23 protein-coding genes are annotated in these 26,609 nt (G+C 40.0%); 15 read left to right on the top strand and 8 right to left on the bottom strand.

What is annotated here, in order from left to right; translation table 11 throughout:
- Window positions 1-22 precede the first annotated feature (22 nt).
- Window positions 23-382, bottom strand: coding sequence for a hypothetical protein (locus tag B879_RS10745; protein WP_009185205.1), 360 nt, complete (start codon window positions 380-382; stop codon window positions 23-25).
- Window positions 383-547: 165 nt separating this feature from the next.
- On the opposite strand from B879_RS10745, the gene B879_RS21795 reads away from it, so the two are divergent.
- Genes B879_RS21795 through B879_RS21790 form a run of 4 tightly spaced genes read left to right on the top strand, consistent with a single transcriptional unit; the run spans window position 548 to window position 2,651 of the window.
- Window positions 548-1,504, top strand: a complete 957-nt coding sequence (locus B879_RS21795) for a CobW family GTP-binding protein (RefSeq protein ID WP_009185204.1) — start codon at window positions 548-550, stop codon at window positions 1,502-1,504.
- A gap of 1 nt (window position 1,505) precedes the next feature.
- Window positions 1,506-2,024, top strand: coding sequence for a dCTP deaminase (gene dcd / locus B879_RS10735; RefSeq protein ID WP_009185203.1), 519 nt, complete (start codon window positions 1,506-1,508; stop codon window positions 2,022-2,024).
- Window positions 2,021-2,266, top strand: a complete 246-nt coding sequence (yidD, locus tag B879_RS22130; RefSeq protein ID WP_083847942.1) for a membrane protein insertion efficiency factor YidD — start codon at window positions 2,021-2,023, stop codon at window positions 2,264-2,266. The genes dcd and yidD overlap by 4 nt, the downstream gene beginning before the upstream one ends.
- Window positions 2,148-2,651 (top strand): Fur family transcriptional regulator, encoded by a 504-nt coding sequence (locus B879_RS21790; protein WP_009185202.1) that lies wholly within the window; start codon window positions 2,148-2,150, stop codon window positions 2,649-2,651. The genes yidD and B879_RS21790 overlap by 119 nt, the downstream gene beginning before the upstream one ends.
- Before the next feature lie 251 nt (window positions 2,652-2,902).
- Here the strand turns inward: B879_RS21790 and mog are convergent, their stop codons facing one another.
- Together mog and B879_RS10715 are read right to left on the bottom strand one after the other, a co-directional pair.
- A complete protein-coding gene (gene mog, locus B879_RS10725) occupies window positions 2,903-3,430 on the bottom strand; it encodes a molybdopterin adenylyltransferase (protein WP_040400465.1) in 528 nt (175 codons plus the stop codon).
- A gap of 427 nt (window positions 3,431-3,857) precedes the next feature.
- Complete coding sequence (locus B879_RS10715; protein ID WP_009185200.1) at window positions 3,858-5,054, bottom strand: GTP-binding protein; 1,197 nt, start codon at window positions 5,052-5,054, stop codon at window positions 3,858-3,860.
- A gap of 462 nt (window positions 5,055-5,516) precedes the next feature.
- Between B879_RS10715 and B879_RS10710 the strand changes: the two genes are divergently transcribed.
- The 4 genes from B879_RS10710 (at window position 5,517) to arsB (ending at window position 8,633) form a co-directional block, all read left to right on the top strand.
- Window positions 5,517-5,846 carry an ArsR/SmtB family transcription factor gene (locus B879_RS10710; RefSeq protein WP_009185199.1) on the top strand — a complete coding sequence of 110 codons (330 nt, stop codon included), beginning with the start codon at window positions 5,517-5,519 and terminating at the stop codon, window positions 5,844-5,846.
- 135 nt (window positions 5,847-5,981) lie between these two features.
- Window positions 5,982-6,524, top strand: coding sequence for a DUF6428 family protein (locus B879_RS10705; RefSeq protein WP_009185198.1), 543 nt, complete (start codon window positions 5,982-5,984; stop codon window positions 6,522-6,524).
- Window positions 6,525-6,762: 238 nt separating this feature from the next.
- Entirely contained in the window at window positions 6,763-7,374 is a 612-nt protein-coding gene (locus B879_RS10700; RefSeq protein WP_009185197.1) for a low molecular weight phosphatase family protein, read from the top strand.
- Between the two features lie 230 nt (window positions 7,375-7,604).
- The gene (gene arsB, locus B879_RS10695; RefSeq protein WP_009185196.1) at window positions 7,605-8,633 is read left to right on the top strand and encodes an ACR3 family arsenite efflux transporter; all 1,029 of its coding nucleotides are present in this window, start codon (window positions 7,605-7,607) and stop codon (window positions 8,631-8,633) included.
- On the opposite strand, the gene B879_RS10690 is transcribed toward arsB, so the two are convergent.
- From B879_RS10690 to B879_RS10670, 4 genes are all read right to left on the bottom strand, one after another.
- Window positions 8,630-10,462 (bottom strand): alpha/beta hydrolase-fold protein, encoded by a 1,833-nt coding sequence (locus tag B879_RS10690; RefSeq protein ID WP_009185195.1) that lies wholly within the window; start codon window positions 10,460-10,462, stop codon window positions 8,630-8,632. The genes arsB and B879_RS10690 overlap by 4 nt on opposite strands.
- A 475-nt stretch (window positions 10,463-10,937) precedes the next feature.
- Window positions 10,938-13,376: an OmpA family protein gene (locus B879_RS23510; protein WP_009185193.1), complete on the bottom strand. Its 2,439-nt coding sequence runs from the start codon at window positions 13,374-13,376 to the stop codon at window positions 10,938-10,940.
- Window positions 13,377-13,828: 452 nt separating this feature from the next.
- On the bottom strand, window positions 13,829-14,683 hold the full coding sequence (gene purU, locus B879_RS10675; RefSeq protein ID WP_009185192.1) for a formyltetrahydrofolate deformylase: 855 nt from the start codon (window positions 14,681-14,683) through the stop codon (window positions 13,829-13,831).
- A gap of 132 nt (window positions 14,684-14,815) precedes the next feature.
- Complete coding sequence (locus tag B879_RS10670) at window positions 14,816-17,749, bottom strand: DEAD/DEAH box helicase (RefSeq protein WP_009185191.1); 2,934 nt, start codon at window positions 17,747-17,749, stop codon at window positions 14,816-14,818.
- A gap of 173 nt (window positions 17,750-17,922) precedes the next feature.
- Between B879_RS10670 and B879_RS10665 the strand changes: the two genes are divergently transcribed.
- From B879_RS10665 to B879_RS10640, 6 genes are all read left to right on the top strand, one after another.
- Window positions 17,923-18,792 carry a LytTR family DNA-binding domain-containing protein gene (locus B879_RS10665; protein ID WP_009185190.1) on the top strand — a complete coding sequence of 290 codons (870 nt, stop codon included), beginning with the start codon at window positions 17,923-17,925 and terminating at the stop codon, window positions 18,790-18,792.
- A gap of 81 nt (window positions 18,793-18,873) precedes the next feature.
- On the top strand, window positions 18,874-19,551 hold the full coding sequence (locus B879_RS10660; protein ID WP_009185189.1) for a DUF2306 domain-containing protein: 678 nt from the start codon (window positions 18,874-18,876) through the stop codon (window positions 19,549-19,551).
- A gap of 107 nt (window positions 19,552-19,658) precedes the next feature.
- Entirely contained in the window at window positions 19,659-21,131 is a 1,473-nt protein-coding gene (locus B879_RS10655) for an APC family permease (RefSeq protein WP_009185188.1), read from the top strand.
- Window positions 21,132-21,133: 2 nt separating this feature from the next.
- Window positions 21,134-22,582 carry an aldo/keto reductase gene (locus B879_RS10650; RefSeq protein ID WP_009185187.1) on the top strand — a complete coding sequence of 483 codons (1,449 nt, stop codon included), beginning with the start codon at window positions 21,134-21,136 and terminating at the stop codon, window positions 22,580-22,582.
- A gap of 30 nt (window positions 22,583-22,612) precedes the next feature.
- Window positions 22,613-24,130: a S10 family peptidase gene (locus B879_RS10645; protein WP_009185186.1), complete on the top strand. Its 1,518-nt coding sequence runs from the start codon at window positions 22,613-22,615 to the stop codon at window positions 24,128-24,130.
- A 96-nt stretch (window positions 24,131-24,226) separates the two neighbouring features.
- Complete coding sequence (locus tag B879_RS10640; protein ID WP_009185185.1) at window positions 24,227-24,667, top strand: SRPBCC family protein; 441 nt, start codon at window positions 24,227-24,229, stop codon at window positions 24,665-24,667.
- Here B879_RS10640 and B879_RS10635 read toward each other — a convergent pair.
- Window positions 24,660-25,130, bottom strand: coding sequence for a Fur family transcriptional regulator (locus tag B879_RS10635; RefSeq protein WP_009185184.1), 471 nt, complete (start codon window positions 25,128-25,130; stop codon window positions 24,660-24,662). The genes B879_RS10640 and B879_RS10635 overlap by 8 nt on opposite strands.
- 210 nt (window positions 25,131-25,340) lie before the next feature.
- Here B879_RS10635 and B879_RS10630 point away from each other — a divergent pair, with 210 nt between their 5' ends.
- A complete protein-coding gene (locus B879_RS10630) occupies window positions 25,341-26,597 on the top strand; it encodes an aspartyl protease family protein (protein WP_009185183.1) in 1,257 nt (418 codons plus the stop codon).
- The last annotated feature ends 12 nt before the right edge of the window (window positions 26,598-26,609 follow it).

Raw genomic sequence — 26,609 nt, 5'->3', positions numbered from 1 at the left:
TTTTTGGTTTTTCTAAAACCGATTAATTGATTCTTTTTCCCTTTACGGGAAACTGATCCACCAAATAGCCCGAAACAGCATCATCTCCATCGGGCCTTACGGTCATATATAAGTCATATCCTTCTGCATAAAAATAAAGCATTATTCCATTTTCCTGTTCATTGACAGTAGCATTGGTTACTTGGTCAGAACCTACTTGCTTGAATTTAGCCTTCATTTTACCATCTTCTTTCTCAATCGTCAAGTGGACATTCACCGTTCCCTGAGGAGTATCCTGAACGGTTACATCCCAAGTACCGATAAGCTTGTCATTGTCTTTGGCATTGACAACCGAGAAAACACAGAGAAATAAGATAGCGGTTAAGAAATAGAGCTTTTTCATTGACTTTGGATTTTATGTTTCCCTTAAAAATACGATAATTTTAATAAATGATTGATTTTGATTCACACAAATTCTTTACACCCAAACTTTACAGGACTCTAGTTAATGCAACTTTGTTGCGTTTAAATTTTTTATCTCATATCTTAGCCTTAAACAATGAAAATAATGCAAAAAAAAATTACTGTTTATTTGCTTACAGGCTTTCTAGGTGCTGGGAAAACCACCCTTCTGAACAACCTGTTGGAAAACAAAAAAGATAAATTAAACTACGTAATTGAAAATGAGTTTGGAAAGGTATCAGTGGATGGCAATTTGGTTTCAAAAAACTACCAAGAGCTTTTTGAATTGAATAATGGGTGCATTTGCTGTTCTCTTGATGGAGAGTTGGTTACCGTTCTTGCACAGTTGATCCAAGCAGATAAATTACCGGACAATTTATTTATTGAAGCCTCGGGGGTAGCGGATGCAGGACAATTGGCATCCATTTTCAAGAGAGATGATGTGATGCAATATTTTGATCTAAAGCAGGTCATTTGCCTGATTGATGCAGAAAATTTTGAAGATAGAATCGAAGAAGTTCCTGAAATGTACAGACAAATTGTTGCATCAGATTTGATATTGATCAACAAGTGTGATCTGGTACAAGCCTCCTATATCGGATCCATCCAAACCAGCATTTCGAGCATTAATCCATTAGCCAAAATCATAACAACTGAATTTGGAAAGTTAGACTCCCCTTTATTGATGCAAAATGCACCGATTGAAAATCTATCAGATCAAATTGAGCTTTCTAAACAGGCAAAGAAAGAGGGACATCGCATGAAAAGTATAGCCATAGAAGTTCCTTACGAATTTGACCGTACCCAACTCTATGTTACGTTTTCGATGTCCATTTTTTTACACTATCACCAAATCTACCGAATCAAAGGTTTTGTGAGGTTATTAGGAGAAGAAAATCCTGTATTGGTTCAGTCAACAGGAAATAAGCTTACCATTACTCCACTACCTGAAGGAGAGAAAATTCCCGAATTGGTGATGGTTTTTATTGGTAGAGATATCGAGCGTCAAGGACTGGAAAGACTCATTAATAAAGCTTTGATAAACGAAACCATTTCCTCTTGATATGATTCTGAGTGGCATTGAAATTAAAAACAGACTGAACAGGGATATCTTTATAGATCCTTTTGATGAAAGCAGGCTCAATCCCAACAGCTACAATTTAAGATTGGATGAAAAGCTTTTGGTCTACAAGTCATCTCTTCTGGATATGAAAACCGCACATGAAACTGAGGAACTGACCATACCTGAAGCAGGTTTGGTCCTAGAACCTAACCGCTTGTATCTAGGAAAGACGATCGAATATACCCATACTGAAAACATTGTACCCATGCTTGAAGGAAGATCATCTATAGGCAGGTTAGGTTTGTTTGTCCATATCACAGCCGGTTTCGGAGATGTGGGTTTTAGAGGGTACTGGACGCTGGAAATTTTCTGCGTACAACCTATACGAATTTATGCAGGCGTAGAAATCTGTCAGATTTACTACCATGATATTTCCAGGCCGTTTGATACTTACCGGTCGGGAAAATACCAAAATAATACAGGCATTCAGGCAAGTATGCTCTATAAAGACTTTGAATGAGACTCCGGTGGATGTTCATATTGCCCGTTAGAATGTACCAATGGTTGATCAGTCCTTTATTTCCTGCATCTTGCAGACATGAACCCAGTTGCTCTAATTATATGATACAGGCTATCCAAGAACATGGAAGTTTTGGTGGACTATGGCTGGGTATCAAAAGACTATCCAAATGCCATCCCTGGGGAACTTTCGGATATGACCCAGTACCCAAAAAATGCAAATGCGATGGAAAGACTAAATGAAGTCCTTAAAAGTCATGGAATAAAACCCAACACCAACCGAAGCTTGGTGATCAAATACTTTATAGATGACCATAAAGCCCATTCGCTTTGTACACTCTATGAAATACTCAAGGGTCAAATGGACAGGACAACTGTTTACCGAATCTTGGTTTTATTCACTGATAATGGGATTCTTAAGAAAATCCCATGTTCGGATGGCAATTTACTTTTTGCATTGAAAAATGTAACCCAATCCAAATTACATAGTCCAAGTTTTAGGTGCAAAACCTGTCAAAAAGTGGAAGAACTTCCCGAATTACCTGATGGATATTTGAACCAATTAGAAGGACGAAATTATAGTTTGGAATCCATTGCCCTTGAGGGATATTGTAGAGATTGCCAATAGTAAGATTTTATCTTTTCCTAATGTGTTCCCAGATGATTCCTCTTTTACACATAGTTCTTTTCGGGAGGTTCCGCAGAATGCGGCTAATCGTTGTTTAATGTTGTATTCAAATGCCTCCTGATTGACAGAAGCCAACATAAGGATCTGCCAGAGCTATACTCTTGCGCGGGCAAAGGAAGTATCCCTACTCTTTTTTGGAATTGGAGGGTTAGGACTGAAGTTTCATTTTAAATTCATTTTCATCTATTATGCTATCTTTTAGGCCTAAAAACCTTTACCTTCATTTCATCGCAGACCAAATAGGGCCCTCCGATCAAATCCAGGCAATAGGGAATCGCCGGGAAAACGGCGTCCAGACATTGACGGATAGCAGAGGGCTTACCAGGAAGATTGACAATCAGACTTTGTTTATATATCCCTGCTGTCTGTCGTGATAAAATGGCTGTGGGGACATATTGCAAGCTCACTTGCCTCATCAGTTCCCCAAATCCCGGTAATAGTTTATCACAGACTTCTTCCGTGGCCTCAGGAGTTACATCTCTTGGAGCAGGACCGGTTCCACCTGTGGTGACGATCAAGGCACATTGCTCTTCGGCCATAGATTTCAAGGTTGATACTATATGTTCCTTTTCATCTGGTATCACCCGATAAATTGGCTTCCAGGGGTTTTGAAGCACCTCTTCAAAAAAGCTCATGATTTCTTTGCCTGAAATATCCTCATAAATATTGGCCGCAGCCCTATCAGAACAAGTAAGCATACCAATCTTGATTTTCTCCATAGTTTTGATCACAAATTTGAAGTATTAGAAAACTTTAAAGTCACTCAAAGCCACTTCCGAGTTGAATTGTCCTAGGAAATTCAGCGTTGATAATTGCAATACCCGAATTTGGTTATAGCCCAGTGCTGCAACAAACAAGAAATTTCCATGAGTGGCCATTTTAAAACCCTTGGGGGTTTCAGGTTGATTGGGAATGGGAATCTCTGCCTGTAAATTCAAAGACTCATTATTCAACACTCAAATAATCGAATTGCGTTCCTGAAATTCCTCAAATTGATTTCTAAAAAAATACGTTGTGTCTTACATTTTTTAAAAAAACAATACCATGGCTATTATTGGCCATGGTATACCTTTAATCAAGCGCGGGCAAACTGATTGTATCCAAAATTCAACTTTCCTTGGAAATGAACACATCATCGAGTGCTACTTAAATCGGCCAATTATCCGTAAACTTTTTACCATTGAGGTATTCTGCCAATTCTAAATTGTTGAGCAGACATCCTTCTAGTTCCTTGGTAATCTGCTCCTGATCTAAGTCCTGTCCGATCAAGACAAGCTCATTCATCCGGTCTCCAAAGATCTTATCCCATTTAGATTCAATGTATGCTTGATTTTCGATGTAGGAAGTATAGCTTGTTCGTTCTTTGAAAGGCATGCTGGCCCACCAAACCCCTATAGGTTCTGCTTTCAATGAACCTCCTGCCTGTGACCAGGAAAGTGCCTGGTCTTTTCTGGAAGCAATGTAGAAAAGCCCCTTACTTCTGATAATTCCGGCAGGCCAGTTTTCTGAAATGTACTTCCAAAAACGTTGGGGATGAAACGGTTTCTTATTTCGGAAAACAAAGGAAGATATCCCGTACTCCTCCGTTTCTGGCGTATGATGGTCTTTTTGGAGTTCTTCTTGCCAACCTGCAGAATTGGAAGCCTCTTCAAAATCAAAATAGCCTGTATTGAGGATTTCTTTAGGATCCACTTTACTATTGGAAGTGCTGATGATCTTCGCTCCTGGGTTTAACTTGTGAATGATCGCAGCCAATTCTTCCACGGTTTCTTTCGAAACAAGGTCTGCCTTATTGATGATAATCACATTGGCAAATTCAATCTGATCTGTCAATAGATTTACAATAGATCGCTGATCTTCAGGGTCATCGTTGAGCATTTTGGAGTACACGGTATCCGCCGAACCAAAATCTTTGTAAAAGTTAAAAGCATCTACTACGGTCACCAAGGTATCCAAACGACTGAACTTGGAAAGGTCTATACCCTTTTCTTCATCTACGAAACTGAATGTTTGGGCAACAGGCAGTGGTTCTGAAATACCCGTACTTTCTATCAATAAATAATCAAAACGATTTTCCTTGGCCAAACGCTCTACTTCCAGCATCAAATCTTCCCTGAGTGTACAGCAAATACAACCATTACTCATTTCCACCAACTTTTCCTCTGTTCTGGAAAGTGTGTTTTCACTTCTCACCAATTGTGCATCCACATTGACTTCACTCATATCATTCACAATCACGGCTACTTTGAGCCCCTCCTTGTTATGGAGAATATGGTTCAATAAGGTTGTTTTTCCGGCTCCAAGAAAGCCACTGAGTACGGTTACGGGTAATTTCTTTTCCATGATTTGATTGGCAAGAAAAGTAGGGAATCAATTGATTAACAAAACTGCATAAACAGAGCTTGATCATTAATTTAGTTTCATTCATATCAAACCCCGCCTTATTTGCAACTTTATTGCAAATATGAAAAGAAATGTGGTAATAAAAAAATAGATGAAAAAATGATTGGATGGACTTGGTTTCTAACGCCAATTTATCGTAATATTGCGATGTAATAATGAATGAAATATGGCTTTGCCGAGACAAGCTTCGCAAAGTGAAATTGAAATAAGGTAGAAATACGCCTAGGCCGAAACACGGTTGAAATATGGCTTTCATCAGCCTTTCATAAATAGGTGGGATATGGGCAACTTACTATTTCCATCTTGTCTCTTGCCTCTTGATTCTTGTATCTAAATTCAAATCTCGGTCCCTGAGCCTGTCGAAGGGCTCGCTTCTCGCTTCTAATCTCTAACTGTCTCCACATGGGTGTTACCAAAACAGATCTCTTCACCGACCAGCAAAACGAACTGGCGAAAATCGCCAAAGTCTTTGCTCATCCTGCGCGCATCGCCATTCTTGAATATTTGATCCAGGCCAACTCTTGTATCAATGGGGATTTGGTGCAGGAACTCGGACTGGCCCAAGCCACCATCTCCCAGCATCTACGTGAACTCAAGGAAATCGGCCTGATTAAAGGCAGTATAGAAGGAGTTTCTGTCAACTATTGTATTGACCCTATCCGTTGGGCTGAAGTTCAGAATTTATTCCAAGATTTATTCAGTGGTTTTCCGAAGATTTCGGGATGCTGCTAAACCTTTGAGGTTTTTAAAACCTCGAAGGTTTAATTTCGACAAAGATTATTTAAATCAGAAAAGACTAAAATCTTTATCCAATCTTGAAAACCTTCGAGGTCAAAAAAAGACCTCAAAGGTTTAAACCACAAACAAATGAAAACAAAAGAATTCACCAACATCCTTCAAGAAAACCCAGAAAAGGCGCTTTTCTTCGAATACCAGGCTGGGCAATATGTCCGAACAGATTACCATATTACCGAAATCAAAAACGTGAACTTTGACACCGTAGACTGTGGAGGTATCCGCAACCAATGGTCAGAAGTGCATGTGCAGTTGTGGGAAAATGAAATTCCCGAGCCTGATCACGCCGTAGACACCACTAAGGCACTGAAAATCTTTGAAGTGGTCAATCGTGTGAGGGAAACCTATCCTAATACTGATATCAAATTTGAATATGGAAATTCAGTATTCCCGACAGCCATATTACCTGTTCATAACATCAAGGATACAGGTAATGCCCTGATCGTACAACTCACGCCTGATCAGACCACCTGCAAAGCCAAGGACAGAGCTACCACACCCGAGGAAAAAGCAGCTGCTTGCTGTGGACCTGTTTCGGAAAAACCAAAAATCCGTGTTTCACTTGCCTCCCTTCAGGCAGCGAATAGCTGTGAACCTGGATCGGGCTGCTGTTGATAAAGATGCAAGAATCAAGACATAAGATACAAGACAGGGACTAGAAGCGAAAGGAAATAGATGAAATATGCTAGCGCGAAATAAAGTTGAAATATACCTTAGCGATATATTAGGTGCGTGTAAATAAGAAAATTATTCTTAAAAAAAATCAGGTTATTTCAGGATGAGATAAGTCTCGACTCAAGCGTCGCATTACTTGCGTCTTGATTCTTGCTTCTTGCCTCTTGACTCTAAAGAAATGAATCTATACCCAACCCTCCAATCCTACATCGAGCAAGCGCAGGCGCTGCCGATAGCTGAAGAACGCAAAGATGTTCTTCAAGTGCTTATTGACTATGTCCAGCAAAAAGTCGATCAGAATCGGGAAATCAACCTGAATTTTATTTGTACCCACAATTCCCGCAGGAGCCAATTCTCTCAGATTTGGGGAAAGGTAGCAGCGGCTTACCATGGCATAGACATCAACTCCTATTCTGGTGGAGTGGAAGTAACTGCCTTCAATGAAAGGGCCGTGGCCTCTATCCAAAGGTTTGGATTCAAGGTAAGCAAAGAAGGAAATGGAAATCCCAAATACTTTGTTTTCTTTTCAGATGATGAGGATCCCATTGTTACTTTCAGCAAAGTCTATGACGATCCTGCCAATGCTCCGAAAGGGTTCGCAGCAGTAATGACCTGTTCCCATGCAGATGAAAACTGCCCATTTATTCCCGGTGCGGAAGCCAGAATCCCTGTGCGCTATGAAGATCCAAAAGCCTTTGATGATACGGAAAAGGAGGCTGAGATGTATGATACACGATCTTTGCAGATAGCGTCGGAGATGCTATATGTCTTTTCAAAAATTAAAAAGTGAAATATACTGATTGAAATACAATTGAAATATGCCTTCGGCGAAATAAATAGAGATATGGCTCCACCCATCAGAAAACAAGTTCGCCGAAATAGGGATAAACCATATTTCTACAGTATTTCAATCATATTTCTACTTTATTTCCGAGATACATCAATCTCATTTCTATCCTATTTCTACCATATTTCAATTTTATATCAACCTTATTTCTAAAATATATCAATTGGAATAAAATGTCAGAAACCAAAAAAATAGCCTTCTTCGAAAAATACCTGACCTTATGGGTTGCTTTATGTATTGGAGTTGGAATCCTAATCGGTCATTTGGCTGGGGATGATATCTCGGTACTGTCTGATTTAGAAATTTACAATGTCAATTTGCCCATTGCTATATTGATCTGGCTGATGATCTATCCGATGATGTTGCAGATCGATTTTGGAAGCATCAAAGGTATTGGTAAAGCTCCAAAGGGTATTGTCTGGACTTTAGTGATCAACTGGCTGATCAAACCATTCACCATGGCTTTTTTCGCTTGGATTTTCTTTGACCAACTCTATTCGGCCTACATTGAACCGGACATGGCCGGGGAATATATTGCTGGTGCGATATTACTGGGCGTCGCCCCTTGTACGGCCATGGTATTTGTATGGTCCTACCTTACCGATGGGGACCCTAACTATACCCTGGTGCAGGTATCTGTCAATGATCTGATCATATTGGTGGCCTTTGTCCCTTTGGTGGGTTTGCTTCTAGGAATTACCAATGTGACTGTTCCTTATGAAACTTTAGTGGCTTCCGTGGTCATCTTTGTTGTCATACCCTTGGTAGCAGGTGTGATAACCAATAAAAGCCTGATTGCCAAAAAAGGGGAGGAATGGTTCAAATCTGAATTCCTGCCAAAATTCAAACCGGTGAGTGTCGTTGCTTTGTTACTGACTTTGATCTTGCTTTTCGCATTTCAAGGGCCCAATATCCTGAATAATCCACTGATCATTATTTTGATCGCCATACCCCTGATCATCCAAACTTATTTTATCTTCTTTTTGGCATGGTATGGAGGAAGGAAATTAAACCTCAGGCATGCGGTCTGTGCACCGGCATCCATGATCGGGGCCAGCAATTTCTTTGAACTGGCCGTGGCGGTTGCAATCGCCCTTTTTGGTTTGGACAGTCCAGCTGCATTGGTCACGGTAGTGGGTGTTTTGGTAGAAGTGCCGGTGATGCTGCACCTGGTGAGTCTGGCGAATAAGTGGAAATATTAATCCATATTCTTCTTGTCCCAGTTCCAACCCTCTAACTTAGATATTCCCGGTTTTTTGCCTGTGAATAGCTTCCCTGCTTCCTTATCCCCTTTGAGCTGCCAATTGTACCATTGGGTAGCAACAATGGCATAATCTCCTCCAAAAGGTTGTGCATAAGTCCCGCCATGACCAACATCAAGGTTACCAACAAAAACCGGGACATGGTTGATCCGATTAAAGTCATCCATCCCATTGCCATAGGCAATATCCGACTCTCCTCCCAAAAGATAAAGTGTAGGAACTTTGATGCTATTCAGCTGATCTTTGGTCACCTGTGGCATGCCTGGCATCCCGGCACCTGGATTGGGCAGTACCCCGCTGTTGAAGACGCCAATGGTAGTAATTCTCGGGTCTCCTGCCACCTCAAGCGTCTGAAGTCCTCCGCAGGACATACCGCTGACGGCAATTTTTCCCGTGTCCAGTTTTTGGTAGTAAGGACTGTTTGGGTCAGCGTTCTGTGCCATTGCCCAATCTATCGCATCCAATAATTTTTGGGATTTGGACCGGACATCAGTTTGCTTGGGCATGTTACCAATAGCTACCACTAAAAATCCATGAGAGGCAACTTCATTAAGGAAATTGACATGCTCAAATGGCGAATCGAAGCAGGCTCCATTTCCCCATGCGATGATGGGGAGCTTGATTTTTTGACCAAATTGAGTCAGATCCTGAGGCTTAAACACAGTATGCGTGGGGAGAGAAGCTTCGGTCGCCATGATAGCAGGGTAATCTCCGGTGCCACCATTTTCGATGATTTCGGAAAGGGTACTTTGGAATACCAGGTTCTTGGAGAAAAAGGGAAGCGTCAGCGTTTGAATCCTTTCTGCAATACGATTGAGGTGATCCCCTTCATAACTTTCATAGAAATGTGGGATTTGGTATGATTCCAATATTTCATGAAGGGATTTGGTGGCTTCACTGATTCCCCTATCCTGTAATCCTGCATCCAAAGCGATGGCCTTAAGCTTTTTAAGGTTTAGGATGTATTGATCCACAAAGTTCAAGGTCCGGTTGGCGATGATCTTGTTGATCACCTCCTGTCGTGGTTCACCATTTTTTGCCGGAAGGTCAAGGTAAAAAGGTGGGTTTTGTGGGTTTGGTGCAAAAGCAGCAGAAGTAGCCAATGTCGCAATTTCAAAGAAATTGGCTCCTTCCAATTGCTCAGGTGTAAATGCCTCCAACTTGGCCATTAATTCTGCATTTGTGTTGGCCCCTCCATCCATGCAGCAGGGGCTAAGGACATAAATAGCGGCATAGACTTCCGGATATTTCATACCCAAGCGTAAAGTGCCATACCCTCCCATAGAATGCCCGGCCAACCCGCGACTGTTCTTATGGGCCAAGGTGCGGTAATTGGCATCAATAAATTGCACCAGTTCCTTGGTAACGAAGGTTTCCCAGTCACCTATCGTAGCCGAACTTGCATACATACTGCCTTTGAAACGGTTATAGGCATTGGGCATCACGACGATCATTTCTTTGGAAAGCCCTTCAGCCAGAGATTGTTCAATGACGGTTTGAAGGTTGATCCAGTGTTCCTCCCAGCCAAACCATTGGGAGTCGGTATCTGTAAATCCATGAAGCATGTACAGGACAGGAAAGCGGTTTTCAGGGTTTTTTTGATAGGAAGGAGGAAGATAGACCGTTACTTCCCTTTCAGCCGGGTCACCGATCAGGTTGCCTTCTAAGGCTGCACTGTAGACTTTGATGCGTTCCTTGGTACCAATTTGGGCCTTTGCTTGATATACACTCAAACAAAAGATAAGCCCAATCAGAAAATACTTTTTCATAGGTTAATGGGTTGAAATAGGTTTTGAGAAACTAAATGCTCATCAGCTGAATTTAGATAAGATTACAAATATTTCCTATTCCTAATTTCCTCAAGGGCTTTGGATTGATTTTGATTGGTGGGATTAAACTTTGGAAAGGATGTAACTCAATATTCAATTACTTGAATCAACATTCAGAATGTGGATAAATATCCTGATGATTAAATCATGTTAAAAATTGAATATCTCAGATAAAAAATACCTGAAGATTGATCAATACTTTCTGCAAAAACATTGACGGCTCTATTTTCAAGATTTCCAAGAGATTGATAAAAGGAGAGTCCGGCATTCAGAGAGGTTCTCTTTCCTAATCTGTAGTTAAGCTCATTGCTCATTTTGAGACCCCATAGCAGGTTGTTGCCATCAATAGTAGCGCCCCCTCCAATCGCATACTGAAGTTTAGGTTGCAGATTCCGAGCGAAAGAAACCATTGGTACTAGTAGGTATTTTTATTCCATTTTAATGTTGTGCGCCGGTTTGCCTGATGCAACACCTCAGGACAACCCCTAATGCTGCAATCATTAGTAGGAAGGTGTTCTCCATAAAAGGAATATTCAATCCTATTGCGATCAATACCATTTTGGATCAGGTAATCCACAACTGATCTTGCCCGCTTCTCTGATAAATATTCGTTATACACATCACTTCCTCTCTGATCGGTATGTCCCTCAACAATCAAATTAAGGGAAAGATTACTTTTCATTTGATTAATGACTTGATCCAATTCTTTTTGATGGACAGACTTTAGATCGCTCCGGTCAAAATCAAAATAAACAGTAGGTAAATCTTGAACCGTTTCCTTTTTAGTTAAGTTATCAACATTTTTTTCCTCTTCTTTCTGATAAGAAGGCGTATCATATTGTGCCATGAAATCACATGGATTATCCACAACCTCAGGAAGCTCATATGACATGTCTTCATCCGCAAAAGCTGAAAGGACAAGTTCACTTCTTCTGTTCAATTGATGATTTATTTCAGCACACGGAACTCCATCTGTACAATTATTTGCCAAGTTTGCTTCACCAAACCATTCCAGCTTGATTCTATCACTGGCAATACCTTTTTCTCCCAAATATTGATAGACAGCTTGTGCCCTACGCTCACTCAAAGCATCATTATAAGCATTAGATCCTCTGGAATCGGTATGTGAACTAACATACAATACGGTATGCGGATTTTCTATCAACAGTTTTCCAATATTTTCAAGGGTTGATTTTTCGGAATCTCTTATATCTGATTTATCAAAATCATAATAAATATTATCTGCAAACAATTTGGACTTATAAGGTATGGCAGTCAAGGTGTACTTTCTAACTAAAGTATCTCCCTCAAAGCCAAGAGTAGACAAAGTACTGTCGCTAAGGCTGAAGTAACCTTTTTTTCCAAGAGATAGTAAATACTCACTTTCCAGTTCTAATTCTGCTATCAAATCTCCCTTTTTGTTTTGGGAGGTCGAGACGGGGTTTCCTGAGTTATCCACAAGAAGTGCCTCATAATTCTTTATAGGTTCCCCATTGCAATCTTCGACAATAACTTTCAGAAATTTATTTAACTCTTCAATAGTGTATATATCATCCAATCCCTGTCCACCTAGTCTATCAGAAGTAAAATATTTATTCCCATTTTCAGCGATGACAAAAAAGAAATCATCTCTACTGCTATTGTAAGGAAGTCCCATATTTTGGACATTATCCACATTTCCTTCAATAAAGTCAGCTTCAAAAAGATCGATCCCTCCAAAACCAATATGACCGCGGGAGGCAAAATAGAGTTTATCTCCAAAAATTGAGGGATGGCTTTCATTTTGCGGGGTATTGATTTTTGGGCCAAGGTTAACTGGCTTTGAAAAATTCAAATTGTCGTCAAATTCAGAGTAATAGATATCAAAACCACCTTGTCCACCAGGCATATCTGAGGCAAAATATAGCCTATTGGTAGACTTATCCACATAGGGATTCATCACACCAAAAGCCAGGTGGTCATTAAATGGAAAAGGTTTACTATCCCTAATTTTTCCTAATTCATCTATTTTTCCAAAATAAACTCCAGCATGATTCACTAAATTTTTTCTTCTTCTGACCTTTGTTTTCGCTACAAAAGCAGTGTAAAAAATAAGCTCCTTTTCAGGAAAATAATGTGGATCAGTGACATGAAAAGCATTCTGCAAATCTGATGTCAGCTCTGCAACTTCCCCTTTTGAATTTTTCTTGTACATTTTATAAAATTCACGCTCATTATACTCGCTCTTGTCTTTACTAAAAATGTCATTTTTGGCATCTAATCTCAGAGATGGAATAGACTTACCATTACCTACTGCACCCCTGTCGCTTGAAAAAAGCAAATTTCCATTTTTGTCAAAGGATACTCCCAATTCAGAAGCATCAGAATTGATTTCTCCAACAGGAAGCAATTTGAAGTTGCGTGATTTTTCAGCTAATTTTCTTATTCCATCAATATTCAATTCGGGGAAATCAGAGGAGGCATAACCGCCTTTTTCCAACAGTTTATCTATTTCCTCCCAATTATGGATCTTAAGTGCAGCGTTCAGATAATGTAAATAGTTATGCTTAGTAGATTCAGAGTGGCCAATTACTATTGTCCACCATTCATAGGCCTCATCATAAGAACCAAACTTTTCCAATGTATTGGCTAATTTGACAGCAGTTTCATATTTAGCATCCTTATTATAAGCTTTTTTGTAAGCTTTTGCGGCCTGATAATAATTTTCCAAATTATATTGGGTATCCGCATATCTTAAAATGGCCTGCTGCGCTTGGGTACCGATTTGAAAAAATAGGAAACAAAAAAGCGAGAAAAGTATTAGAAATACTTTTCTTATTGGAAATAGCATCAATGATTTTAAAAATCTGAACATGATGGTGATCTATATTAAAACAGTCTTAATTTTTCAATAGTAAAATACATGCACAAATGCTCAATAGTAAAAACGCTTATCAGTATAGCGCTATGAGAGTTGTATAATTATCAAATCCAAAAATGTGGATAACTAAACAACCATTGATTTGTTACTACGCCTTCATGACAACAATAGCGCAGTACCTAAATCTGGCATTAACACAACGGCTTAACCTTTTGTCAAGCAGTTATTCACAAAGAATTAAGTACAAAATTGGCAATATTTTGATTAACTCAAAACTTTTTTAATAAAAAATGGGAATATGCAAAATATTTTATTACAAAGTGAAAAATTTTATCTTCAAACTACAAAAATTCAACTAAATTATATCTAAGTAAGCTTTCCTGTATTTTTATATTTGAAGGCCAAACAATAAAATACTACCTATTTGATAAGTCATAGGACAACGCTTAATAAAAAATGACTGTTTTATTACCGTAGGCCAAAACTTTTCTTTCCAAATGATATTTGATTGCCTTAGATAAAACAACCTTTTCCACATCCTGACCGATCTGAACCAAATCTGAGGGTGAATTGTGGTGCCTTACCCTGGCTACTTCTTGCTCAATAATGGGGCCTGCATCCAATTCTTCTGTTACGTAGTGTGCTGTGGCACCGATGATTTTTACCCCTCTTTCGTATGCAGCATGATAAGGTTTTGCTCCCACAAATGCTGGAAGGAAGGAATGGTGAATGTTAATCACTTGATTGGGAAATTCCTGAATGAAGCTACCAGATAAAATTTGCATATACCTGGCTAAGACCACAAAATCAACCTTATACTCCTTCAGAAGGGCAATTTGCTCATTTTCGACAGCTGCTTTATTGAACTTATCCACAGGGAGGTGGTAAAAAGGAATCCGAAAAGCGGTGACCACCCTTTTTAAATCCAAATGGTTAGAAATAACCAAAGGAATTTCCACATCAAATTGTCCTGCATAATACCTACTTAAAATATCGAATAGACAATGGGATAATTTTGATACAAAAATGGCCATCCTCGGTTTGGGAAAATTGAAATAGAGATCGAATTTCATTTGAAACTTGTTGGCCACCTCATTTTCAAAGACAGGCCTGATGTCCTCTTTTTCCAACCCAAAACTTTCCTGTTCCCAAGCAGCACGCATAAAAAACACACCAATCTCTTCATCTACATGCTGATCTACTTCCAGAATATTCCCATTATACTTGAAAAGAAAGTCAGATACACTGGCTACTATGCCTTTTTGGTCTTTGCATTGAATGATTAAAATTGACTTTTCCACAGCTGATTGAATTTAAAAGTTATCCACAATTTCTTGATAAATACGATAAATTAGAAAGGCTATCTTTGGGTTTATCGCTTTCAATTATCAACATGCATAAAGCGCCGAATAAAAATTGGTTCTGATTGAAAATCAAATCAATAAAGCTTCAATATCATCCTTACTTAGGCTCTTCATAAAGCTTTCCTCTGTACTGATCAATTCTCCAGCTAAAGCCATTTTCCTTTCCTGAAGCGCCATGATTTTTTCCTCCACCGTGTTATGGGTAATGAATTTATAAATCATAACCTTATTTTCTTGCCCGATCCGGTGTGCCCTATCAATGGCCTGAGCCTCCACAGCTGGATTCCACCAAGGGTCTAAAAGAAAAACGTATTCTGCTTTGGTAAGGTTAAGACCTACACCACCAGCTTTTAAGGATATCAAGAAGATCTTCATCTCCTGATTTTCCTGAAACTCCCTCACCTGCCCCTGACGGTCTTTGGTTGCCCCGTCCAAATAAGCATATTTGATGCCCTGTTCATCCAAATATTCCCTAACAATACCCAGATGCCTTACAAATTGGCTAAATACCAAAACCTTATGCCCTTCACTTGCCGTAGCTTCTAACATGTGGATAACATCTTCCAGCTTTCCGGAATCACCCTTGTACGATTTATCTGTCAATCGCGGATGATTGGCTATCTGCCGGAGTTGGGTCAATCCTCTTAAAAGCGTAAACTGTTGGTTACGCAATCCAGGAATGGTCATCTCATTGACAATCTTTTCCCTATAATAGCCTTTCACTTCTTCATATGCCTTCTCTTGCTCCGGAGTCATGGTAGAATACTTCACATTGATGACTTTTTCCGGTAGATCAGTCGCTACTTGAGTTTTCAGCCTCCTCAATATAAATGGTTTGATCATGGCATGCAGCTTGGCCGCTTTATCCATGTCATTTTTCTTTTCAATGGGCTGAAGAAATTGTTTTTTAAACATTCCCTGTGTCCCCAGCAATCCCTTGTTGATAAAGTTCATTTGTGACCAGAGATCCATGGTACCGTTTTCCACAGGGGTTCCCGTCAAAATCAACCTTTGTCTACAGTTGAGCTCGTTGACTGCTTTTGAAATGATGCTACCAGGATTTTTGATGGCCTGGGATTCATCCAATATGACATAATTAAAATAAAAGTCCTTTAAGATATCCACATCCATCCGGGTAATGCCATAAGAAGTTAAAACAAGATCATACTTGGCAAATCTCCGGTTATCTTTGATTCGCTGAGTACCGGTATAAGTCAAAATCTTTAATTTTGGTGTAAACTTTTTGGCCTCTAATTCCCAGTTATAAATCAAAGAGGTGGGCATGACCAAAAGGGAGGTAGCATCTGGGTTGGCCTCTTTTTCATAGGCCAGCATGGCCAACGTCTGAACGGTCTTACCCAACCCCATATCATCCGCCAGACAACCACCAAAACGGTATTCGTTGAGAAACCTCAACCAATTATAACCAGCCTTCTGGTAAGGCCGGAGTTTTCCTTTGAAGGTAGCAGGCAAATCATAATCCTCAATCTGGCTGAAATCTCTCAGTTTTTCCAGCTTCCTGCTCAAAGTCAATTGGAGCAAGTTCCCCTGTTGCAGCTCTTGGGCCAGGGCGAGGTGGTGTTTTTTCAACACCAAATTGGCAGTATGCTGCTCCTCTTCCTGCTCTTCCATGAAAGCAAACATCTCCGAATAATTGACAAACCAGGAATTGGGGATCACTGCCAACTCTCCGTTGGGCAATTCAAATTCAGATTTTCCTTGTAACAACAATTTACGCAGCTTATGAAAAGGTATTTCATAAGGACCAAACTTGATGATGGCATAGACGTCAAACCAATCAATATTTTCTTTGATTTCTACAGATATCTGTGCACTGCCAATAAAATATCTCTTTCCTTTTTGGTTAAGGGCTTGTTGTATGCTAATCTGCCTTTCTTCCAAGGCTTCACGGTGTGTATTGATCCAACCAAATGCTTTGGATTTTTCCATGGAAAACCTCCCCAGCTTCACGGGCAAGCCTAAGTTTTTAAGGAAATCGCCAAAATTCTTTTCCTCTTCAGGACGTCTAACTACTTTGTAAAAAGTGTAATTGTCCCCGATTTTTTCCAACTCAACATTATTATCCTGCCTATTTTCCGAACGAAAAACATATGGCCCATATTGGAAATGCAAGTCAAATACAATTTTGTCGTCCTCTTCCTCCTCCACGGCATGGCCAAAAAGATCGGTTTTGGGACTGGAAGGCAGGTCGCTTAAAGAAAGAATGGCTTGTGGTTCACTTCTCTCCACTTTGATATCGAAACCCACTGCATAGACATCAAAGGAAGCCACCAATTGGGTCACAAACTTTTTATAGTATTGTTCTTCCACCTTTTTTGGAATAACAATAAACTTCTTATTCAGAAAAGGCTTCAGCTTATTGCCGTCAACCCCTTTTTTAAAATTGTACAACATGTAATCTACCACCAACCAAGCGGGCTCATGACAAATGAGGTAAGCATTTTTATATTGCCATTCCAGTTTGTCAGCGCCATATTTTATGGTAGGAAAATAATGGGTATTCTCCTCATTTCTTCTAAAATGGAAAAGTACGGAAGCCTTATCAGGCATGATTTCTATTTCCCTCCAAATGGGATTACCATCATTCCCCATTTCAAAAAACCTCTTTCCCGTAAGTTTTTCCAAAATTTTAGCCCGCAAACCTTCTAATTTGAGTTCTATAACTTCCTGAATGGCCCTGTTTCCAGTTTTGGGATCGTAGATTTTCCTTAAAAATTCTTTAGGTTTTAGTTTTTTTGTATTGAAGTTCTTGACCACATTTTCCTGCTGCATTTCGTCCATCCACTTAATCAGCTTATAATCCGTGTCATCCAAACCAGAGGAGAATTCCCTTGCATTGATGGATGAGATATTTTGATGGGCAAAAGACAATCTTCCCTTCTCATCCAGTTGTACCACAAAGGATTCAAAGAGCAGCCCTAAGAATTCATGGCTGAATAAAGAATAGATAATCTGAAAGGGTTGTTCTGGGGAAACTTTCATAGTGCTGGCCTATCAATCAAAGCAATCCAATACCTGGACGCTTTTTTTGACATCAAACTAGTTCGAAAATTATAAAATTTTATTCAGATATTAAAGTCGAAAAATAATGGTTTCCCAAAATACCTTCTAATTCAAGCATTAATTTTTGTTCCACATTTGCCGGTTTTCTATTCATGAAAGTTATCCGTTTTTTGAAAAAGCCTTATCCCTATGACCCGCCCACTTGGGGAAGAAGCCTCCGACTAGCCACGGGGATAGGTGCATTTATTGCCGTTTTCCTGATGATTTTCCAGCCTTTTGGACTAGAACAAATTCCTTCTCAGTTTAGACTGCTTTATATATTAGGCTATGGTGGAATCACTTTTACCGCAATTCTTTTATTTCAGATGGGAGTTAAACAAATCTTTCCTGGATTTTTTAAGGAAGAATCCTGGACCACAGGGAAGGAGATGATAGAAAACCTCGGTATTCTACTTTTAATAGGTATGGGTAACTATTCCTATACCCTGATCATCGGAGGCGCTTTTTGGAGCTTTTCAAATTTTATCTTTTTGCTAATGGCTACCATGGCAGTCGGAATTTTCCCAATAACCGTCTTGGTTTTCCTCAGCTACGCCAAGGTGCTAAAGAGCAATTTGATGGAAGCCCAAAAAATGGAAATGGCTATCCAAAAAAGACCATTGACCACTGAAGCGGCTATTGTAAGTATCAGCTCAAAATATCAACAGGAAGATTTGTCCCTGCCTTTGTCAGAACTACTGTGGATAAGTTCAGCCGACAATTATGCTGAGGTAGTTGGTGTCCGAGATGGGAAAGTTAAAAAATCTTTGGTCAGAACAACGCTATCGGAATTGGAGGAAAGTTTATCAACAAAAGGAATATTACGGACACACCGGTCTTACATGGTTAATTTAAACCAGGTTATTCATATTAAGGGAAATGCCCAAGGTTATCAGCTTTTTTTCAAAGGATTTGAACAAGCCGTCCCTGTTTCCAGGAAATATGCCCCTCAGGTTAAAGCCTGGCTTAAAAAGCAAATTTGACATTTATCCCTAAACCTTGCTGCAAATCCCTAATTCAAGCATGGTGCCAATGGATCGGCTACTTTTGAAATAAAAAACGCCATGGAAAAGATTTTGCAGATTTTATTATTTATCCACATTGCAGCAGGGGTCTTTGCCTTATTGTCAGGAATTGCCGCCATTGTTTTTCCCAAAGGCAAAAAGGGACATAACATCAGCGGAAAGATATATTATTCGGCCATGATCGGGATAGGGTTAACAGCTTTTGCTATCGCCATTCCTAAAGGAAACATGTTTCTACTGATGATTGGTGGATTCAGTACCTACATGACACTGACTGGCTATCGGTTTTTGCAATTCAGGAGAAATAAGTCTTTGTGTTTTGGGTTTTGGGATTATTCCTTAATTATGATTGGCTTTACCACCTTGATCATTCCAAGCATTTACTTCACTCAGATTGGATGGGTAAAGATCGGCGGTTTTGCGGTAGTATTCGGTGTTTTTGGTTTGATATTAACGGGAATGCTATTTGGAGACCTGAGCATCGGAAAAAAGTTATCCACATACCCCAGCGCTTGGTTCTTACAAATGCATATAAGTAGAATGATGGGTGCTTTTATTGCCACAGTCACCGCATTCCTGGTACAAAACTGGCAGACTGATCCTGTATTTATAGCTTGGTTATTACCGACCGTGGTCTTCACCCCGCTAATTATTTATTACCAAAGAAAATACAAAGTGAACAAGCAGCATGTCAAAAAAGTCGGCATGCACTTATAATCATGCTGCATCAGGGCCATTGTTCCTTTAATTCAGTACACTACGCAATTACTGTTTTGAATTGATTGAAATAAGTTAGATTTTGCTTATCTGCAAATAGAGATCAGATGAGCAATTCTTCACTTAGCAGACAGCTTGGATTAATAGGACTGATAGCTACAGGGGTATGTTCCATGTTAGGAGCATCCATCAATGTGGTACCATTTATGATCCAAAGGCATGTCCCGGGCATAGGCCCATATGTAATTCACGCATTTGTTTTTGCTGCCATACCGGCTATATTAGCAGCCTTTGCCTATAGCATGTTGGCCACTGCCATGCCTAGGGCTGGTGGGAGTTATATTTATGCCAGCAGGGGTTTAAATTCTTATTTGGGTTTTGTGGCGAGCTTTTCCCAATGGTTTGGCCTTTCCATAGTCATAGGCGTAGTAGCCTATGTAACTGTTCCATTCATTCGGGATATTCTGGAAAATATGGGCTTGGCTGAATTAGCTGCATTTTTAGAAATAGGAGCGATAAGGGTTGGATTGGCATTGCTAATGGTTTGGGTTTTTGTTTGGGTCAATGTAAAAGGCGCCAAATCTTACGAAAAAACCATCATCCCACTGATGATACTTATGTTTTTAATGGGCTCAGTGGTCATTGTGACTGGTTTTTATTTTACACAAAATGATTTTGTTCAATCATTTCAGGAAAAAACAGGTCGCTTGATACAAACCGATGGACCTCTTGCATTTCATCTACCTACTTTCCTTTCAGCAGGAGCTCTATTATTTGCCAGTTTTATCGGGTTTGACAGCATAGCTCAAGCAGGAGGAGAAGCCAAAGACCCTATCAGAAAACTACCGTTGGCTATTGGCCTTACGATATTGATTGTTGGCGGGTATTACCTGTTTTTCACGGCTGCCGTTTACAGTACAGTCCCATGGTCATTTGTCGCAGAAGAAGCAATGAGTAAAGACATCACAGCTCCAGGACTTTTAGGCTACTTGTTACCGTCTTGGTTAACAGTCATCATAGTGGCAGGAGCGGCTATCGCCTTGATCAATGATTTGCCCGCCATGCTTTTATCGGTATCCAGGCTCATGTTTGCCTGGGCAGAAGATGGCATTTTCCCAAAAAGTATTACAAAAATCCATAGCAAATACCAAACGCCTTATTTAGCAGTTGTGTTGAGTGGGGTTATGGCGAGTTTGGGGATTTTAGGCAGTCATTTTGCCGGAGACTTCTTTTTGGGCATAGACATCATGGTGACGTCAATGATGGTCAACTTTCTTTTGATGTGTGTCACCTTATTAAGTATTTCTAAGGTAAACCCTCTACTATCCAAAGAAATTAAGGTTTTCCCTTCATCTTTAGGTAGGAATTTGGTTGGTTGGACAGGTACTTTGGTACTACTTACATTCCTACTTATCCACACCTGGAAAGACCTTCAATCAGAAACAGGTGCCTGGTACTTTCACTCTACCCCAATCTGGCTGATTGTAATGGCCTTGGCATCTTTAATCTTTTTTTACAAATACCGACAGATGAAGCAATCGGGCATTGATACAGAGTCTCTTTTCAAAAAACTACCTTAAGCATGACACAACTTTACACAGAACTGGCACCTGGTTTAAAGATTTCCCGCGTTTTGACTGGCCTATGGCAAATTGCCGATATGGAAAAAAATGGCAATAACCTTGACCCTGTGGCAACATCCCAACACATGGCTTCATACGTAGAAGCTGGTCTCAGCACATTTGACATGGCAGACCATTACGGTTCGGCAGAAGTCATAGCAGGAACATTCTCTACAAAACATGCGCTTGGTCCGAAGGCCCAAATGCTAACCAAATGGGTCCCTAAGCCAGGAAAATCTAGTAAGGCGGAAACAAGGGCAGCGGTAGAACTTTCTTTAGCACGTTTACAGGCAGAGCGAATCGACCTATTGCAATATCATGCTTGGAATTATCTTGATCCGACTTGGCTGGATCAGCTGTTTTGGTTGAATGAGTTGAGAGAAGAAGGTTTGATCCAGCATCTGGGCCTGACCAATTTTGATGCTGCCCATTTGCGCATCGCCTGTGCATCTGGCATTCCCATTGTCTCCAATCAGGTCTGTCATTCTGTGATTGACCAAAGGGCAAGCGGAGAAATGGCTGCAGTTTGTCAGGAGTTTGGGGTGAAAGTATTGGCCTTCGGCACCCTATGTGGTGGATTTCTTTCTGATAAATGGTTGGGAAAAGTAGCACCACAAGTTTCCACCGAAGCTACTTGGTCCCAAATGAAATATAAACGCTTTATTGATGCAGCTGGGGGTTGGGATAAATTCCAAAATTTATTGGAAATGATCCATCAAGTGTCCAAAAAACACAATATCTCCATCGCCAATGTGGCGACAAAATATATTCTGGATCAAGATTATGTCGGAGGCATCATCATTGGTGCAAGATTAGGAGAAAGTGCCCATGTAGAAGAAACCATGAAGCTTTTTGATTTTGAATTAGATGAGGAAGACAAAAATGTTATCCACAATGCACAGCAAGAATTGAGTCCTATTCCGGGTGATTGTGGAGATGAATACAGGAAACCACCTTTCTTGACAGCCTCGGGTGATTTAAGCCATCATTTGGAAAGTATGCCCAAACCCTATGAGGCCGTTGATGGACCTAAAGGCAGTACCAAAATATTCAGTGGCACACCCTGGGAACCTATGGCGGGTTATTGCCGTGCCCTTCGCAAGGGTGATCGGATTTCCGTATCCGGAACCACAGCTACCCATAAGGATAAACTGATCGGGGGAGATGATGCAGGTGCTCAGGCTTACTTTGTACTGGATAAAATAGAAGCTGCCATTGTTTCTTTGGGCGGCACATTGGAAGATGTCACAAGGACAAGAATATTTGTCCACCGTATTGAGGATTGGGAAGCAGTGGCCAAAGCACATGGAAAAAAATTTGCTGAAATTCAACCTGTTAATACTTTGGTAGAGGCAAAGCTGGTAGGAAAGGGATATTTAGTAGAAATTGAAGCAGAGGCAAATCTTTAACACACCGAATTCAAGCTTAATCAATAACATATGACCACGTTTAAAGGAGAAATTATGAGAAATACCTGGATAACTTTACTGGCATTGCTTGTTACGGCAACAAGTATTCTGGCACAAGAAGAGAAAAAGCCAATCAAAGATCCTTTGGTTTTTGAAACTTTACATGATGGTGTTTTCCATGGAAAAAGCATTAAATACAAAGCAATAGCAGGAGAAACCCACCTTAAGAATGGTGATGGAGAAACCGTTGCCGCATTATGGTCTACTGCTTACCTTAAAGAAGAACCTAATTCCGCCAAAAGGCCAGTAATGTTTATTTTCAACGGTGGCCCGGGCTCTGCCTCTGTCTGGTTACACATGGGGGTTTTCGGTCCAAAAATTGTCAAAGTAGATTCAGAAGCCAATGAAGATGATGGCGCTGCTCCTTTTGATATGGTCGATAATGAACTGGCCTTGCTGGACATCACAGACCTGGTGTTCGTAGATCCTATCGGAACTGGTTTTTCAACTATAGTTGGAAAAGGTAAAAATGAGGATTTCTGGGGTCTGAATGAAGATGCAAAGTCAATTGCACAGTTTATAAGGTTGTGGATAACTCAAAATCAACGCTGGCAGTCACCTAAATACATTGCCGGTGAAAGTTTCGGAACCACACGTGCGGCGGCCGTAACTGCAGCGCTTGAAGGTGGGGGACAGACCATGGCGCTCAATGGACTTATTTTGATTTCCCAAGCCTTGGATTATCAAGGCAGTACCTCTGTTCATGATAACATTGCTTCCTATTTTACCTATTTTCCGACCATGGCGGCCACGGCATGGTACCATGGGAAAGCAGGACAAGGCAAAAGTTTAGAGGATTTTGTACAAGAGGCAAGGGTATTTGCCTATCAAAGTTACTTACCTGCGCTTTATATGGGCAATCAGTTATCTACGACTGATAAAAATACTTTGGCTGATAAAATTGCTTACTTCACCGGTCTGGATAAGACCTACATCCTAAAGTCAGACAACCGCATTCTGACTTCACGTTTCAAAAAAGAACTATTGCGTGATGCAGGAAAAACCATTGGGACTTTAGATAGCAGATACCTAGGGGAAGAAGGAGATCAGACAGCTGACCGGCCAACTTTAGGAGATCCTTCCAGCTACGGTATTGATGCGGCATACACAGCAGCATTAAACGATTATTTTACCAGAAACCTAAAAGTGAAAGTTGACAGACCATATTTGACCTCCAATAGGGCCATAGGCGCTAAGTGGAACTGGAGACCCCTGCCTGAAGGTGCTTATTGGGAGCCTTCCTATGTGAATGTAGCCAGAACTCTTGGGGAGTCTATGCGTAGAAACAAAGACCTAAAAGTGATGGTAGCCAATGGATATTATGATCTGATTACACCGTTTCTTGATGCAGAATATACCTTTGCCCGTCATGATATTCCCATGGAAAGGGTTAAAATGACCTATTATGAGGGAGGGCATATGATGTACAACCACCGACCGGATTTTGAAAAATTGGTTAAGGATATCCGTAACTTCATGGATAAGTAAGCAGAAGCATTTATGTGCCTGCCTCACTGAGTTTTCATAGATGAATATGCCTTTTTTGTAAACAAAAATAGAACGAATTGCTTTATATCATCAGTTATGCGTATCTCCATTTCAACTCCGGTAGAGCAAGATTATTTAACTGTCAAATCAGGTTTCAATGAATCCCTATTTTTGAAGCTCAATCCACCTTTTCCTCCTGTCAAGCTCCTTCGTTTCGATGGTTCCTCTAAAGGTGATCAGGTAATTTTGGAATTGAATTTCCTTTTGTTCAAACAACAATGGATTTCTGACATCACGGAAGACCGGACAGATGCACATGAGTTTTATTTCATTGATGAAGGCATTAAGCTACCTTTCTTTCTTAAGTCCTGGAAACATAAGCACCGTATCGTAAATGCAGGTAAATACAGTATCATTGTAGATGAAATTGAATTTGAAGCACCTTTAAGGTTGCTGACCTTGTTACTCTACCCTGTGCTTTACCTTCAGTTCCTGTACCGCAAGCCTATCTATAAAAAAATATTCCGAATCAAATGATTCGGAAATTATCACAGTCGGGGATCTTACAGTCACCATATAAGACCAGAGAGTGGCTGGTGATGGCAGACTGAAACTCCCGTCCCATCGCTTCTTTGATCAAATTTAACCTTTCATCTGAAAACTCTCTAATTTTTCTGCATTGGTTACAGACATGGTGATCGTGATGCTTATAGGTCAAAGCCTGTTCGTATAAAGCCACTTTGTCCTTAAACTGATGTTTCACAGCCAATCCACATTCCACCAGTAAGTCCAATGTATTATAAATGGTGGCCCTGCTTATGGAATATCCTTTATTTCTCATCAGTAAAAATAAACCTTCAACATCAATATGTTCATCCTGGGGAAGTGCGTACAGTTCATCGATCACCGAAAACCTTTCTGGGGTTTTTCGGCTTCCTTGGCGGGCAAGGTAGTTTTCAAAAATTTTTTTAGCTTTATCTACAACTGATTTTTCTGCCATAATTACACTTATCGAAAATTAAATATGCAGGATTTTTACAAGTTTTCAAAAATATGTACGAGGGACAGTATCTAAAAGACGAAAATTTTTAACAGAATTAAATTTTTTTCTGAAAAAGACCAACAAGAAAGCCTTCTTACTGGTATAACAAGATGAAAAAGAAGCGTAATATTCTTATATTATACTCAAAACCAGACTTATTCACCTTTCATGATCAAAAATTCACTGCTCTTAAGCTGTTTGTTCATATTATTTCCAAGCCTATTAGTCATGGCTCAGGTACCCGGTTTTTATATGAAAGAACCAGGAAAAAAAATTGAAATACCCTTCCTCGCTTCCAATAATTTAATCATTTTACCTGTTTCCATCAACGAAGGTCCTCCTGTTAATTTTCTAATAGATACAGGGGTAAAAACCAACATACTTTTCAGTAAAACTATTGGGGATCAATTGGAACTTAATTATACCCGAAAATTGGATTTGGTAGGTGCTGATGGAACCACTGTATTGACGGCCAATGTCTCTCCGAGCAATCATCTAGACCTTGGGGATATTGAAGGCATACTGCAAACCATCTTGGTTTTGGATGATGATTTTTTTGAACTGGAGATGGTAATTGGTGTACCCGTCTATGGTGTAATCGGTTATGAGTTTTTCAAATACAACCCTGTCCGAATTGATTACGATAAAAGCTTGATCACTTTTTATGAATCAGGAAGATTAAAATGGCGACCCATTGGTTTCAGAAAAGTTGCCATGAAAATTGAAAATAGTAAGCCATATATTCATGGAAAAGTACGGCAGTTGGTTGGAGAGGATGTAGATGCCAAATTATTAGTAGATCTGGGTGCCAATCATGGCCTTTTACTGAATATGGAGACCTCAGATAAAATACAATTACCTCCCCAGTTCATAGAAAGTGATTTAGGGCGATCTTTGGGCGGTGACTTATTTGGTTTTGTTGGAAGGGTTAGGTCTTTGAAGTTTGGTGGGCTGAAGTTTAATAACATCATTACTTCTTTTCCAGAAGAAACAGAATTCAGCTATGTGATCAAAGAAAGCGGAAGACAGGGAAGTTTGGGCTCTGAACTCTTAGGAAGAACCAAAATCATTTTGGATTACCAAAGGGAGCGCTTTATGTTCAGAAGGGGCAATACTTTTAATAATCCATTTGAATTCGATATGAGTGGTATAACACCAAAAATGCTACCCACAGAAGAGAAAAGGTTTATTGTGGGCAACTTAAGAAAAGACTCTCCGGCTGCCTTGGCAGGAATACAAAAAAATGATGAATTTTTGGAAATCAACAGGGTTCCAGTAGATTTTTGGGAATTGGCAGATATGATCAAACTTTTCCGTTCTGAGGAGGAAAGGAAAATATCGGTTAAACTGAGAAGATACAGAAGTGATGACCCGGAGGATTTTGAAATCATCGAAACCAATTTTGAACTGAAAAGACAGATTTAAGAGGATTGACTA

The sequence above is a fragment of the Cecembia lonarensis LW9 genome (assembly GCF_000298295.1).
Lineage (GTDB): Bacteria > Bacteroidota > Bacteroidia > Cytophagales > Cyclobacteriaceae > Cecembia > Cecembia lonarensis.
The sequence above is the reverse complement of the archived record's forward strand: the minus strand, read 5'-3'. Positions and strand labels throughout refer to the sequence as shown.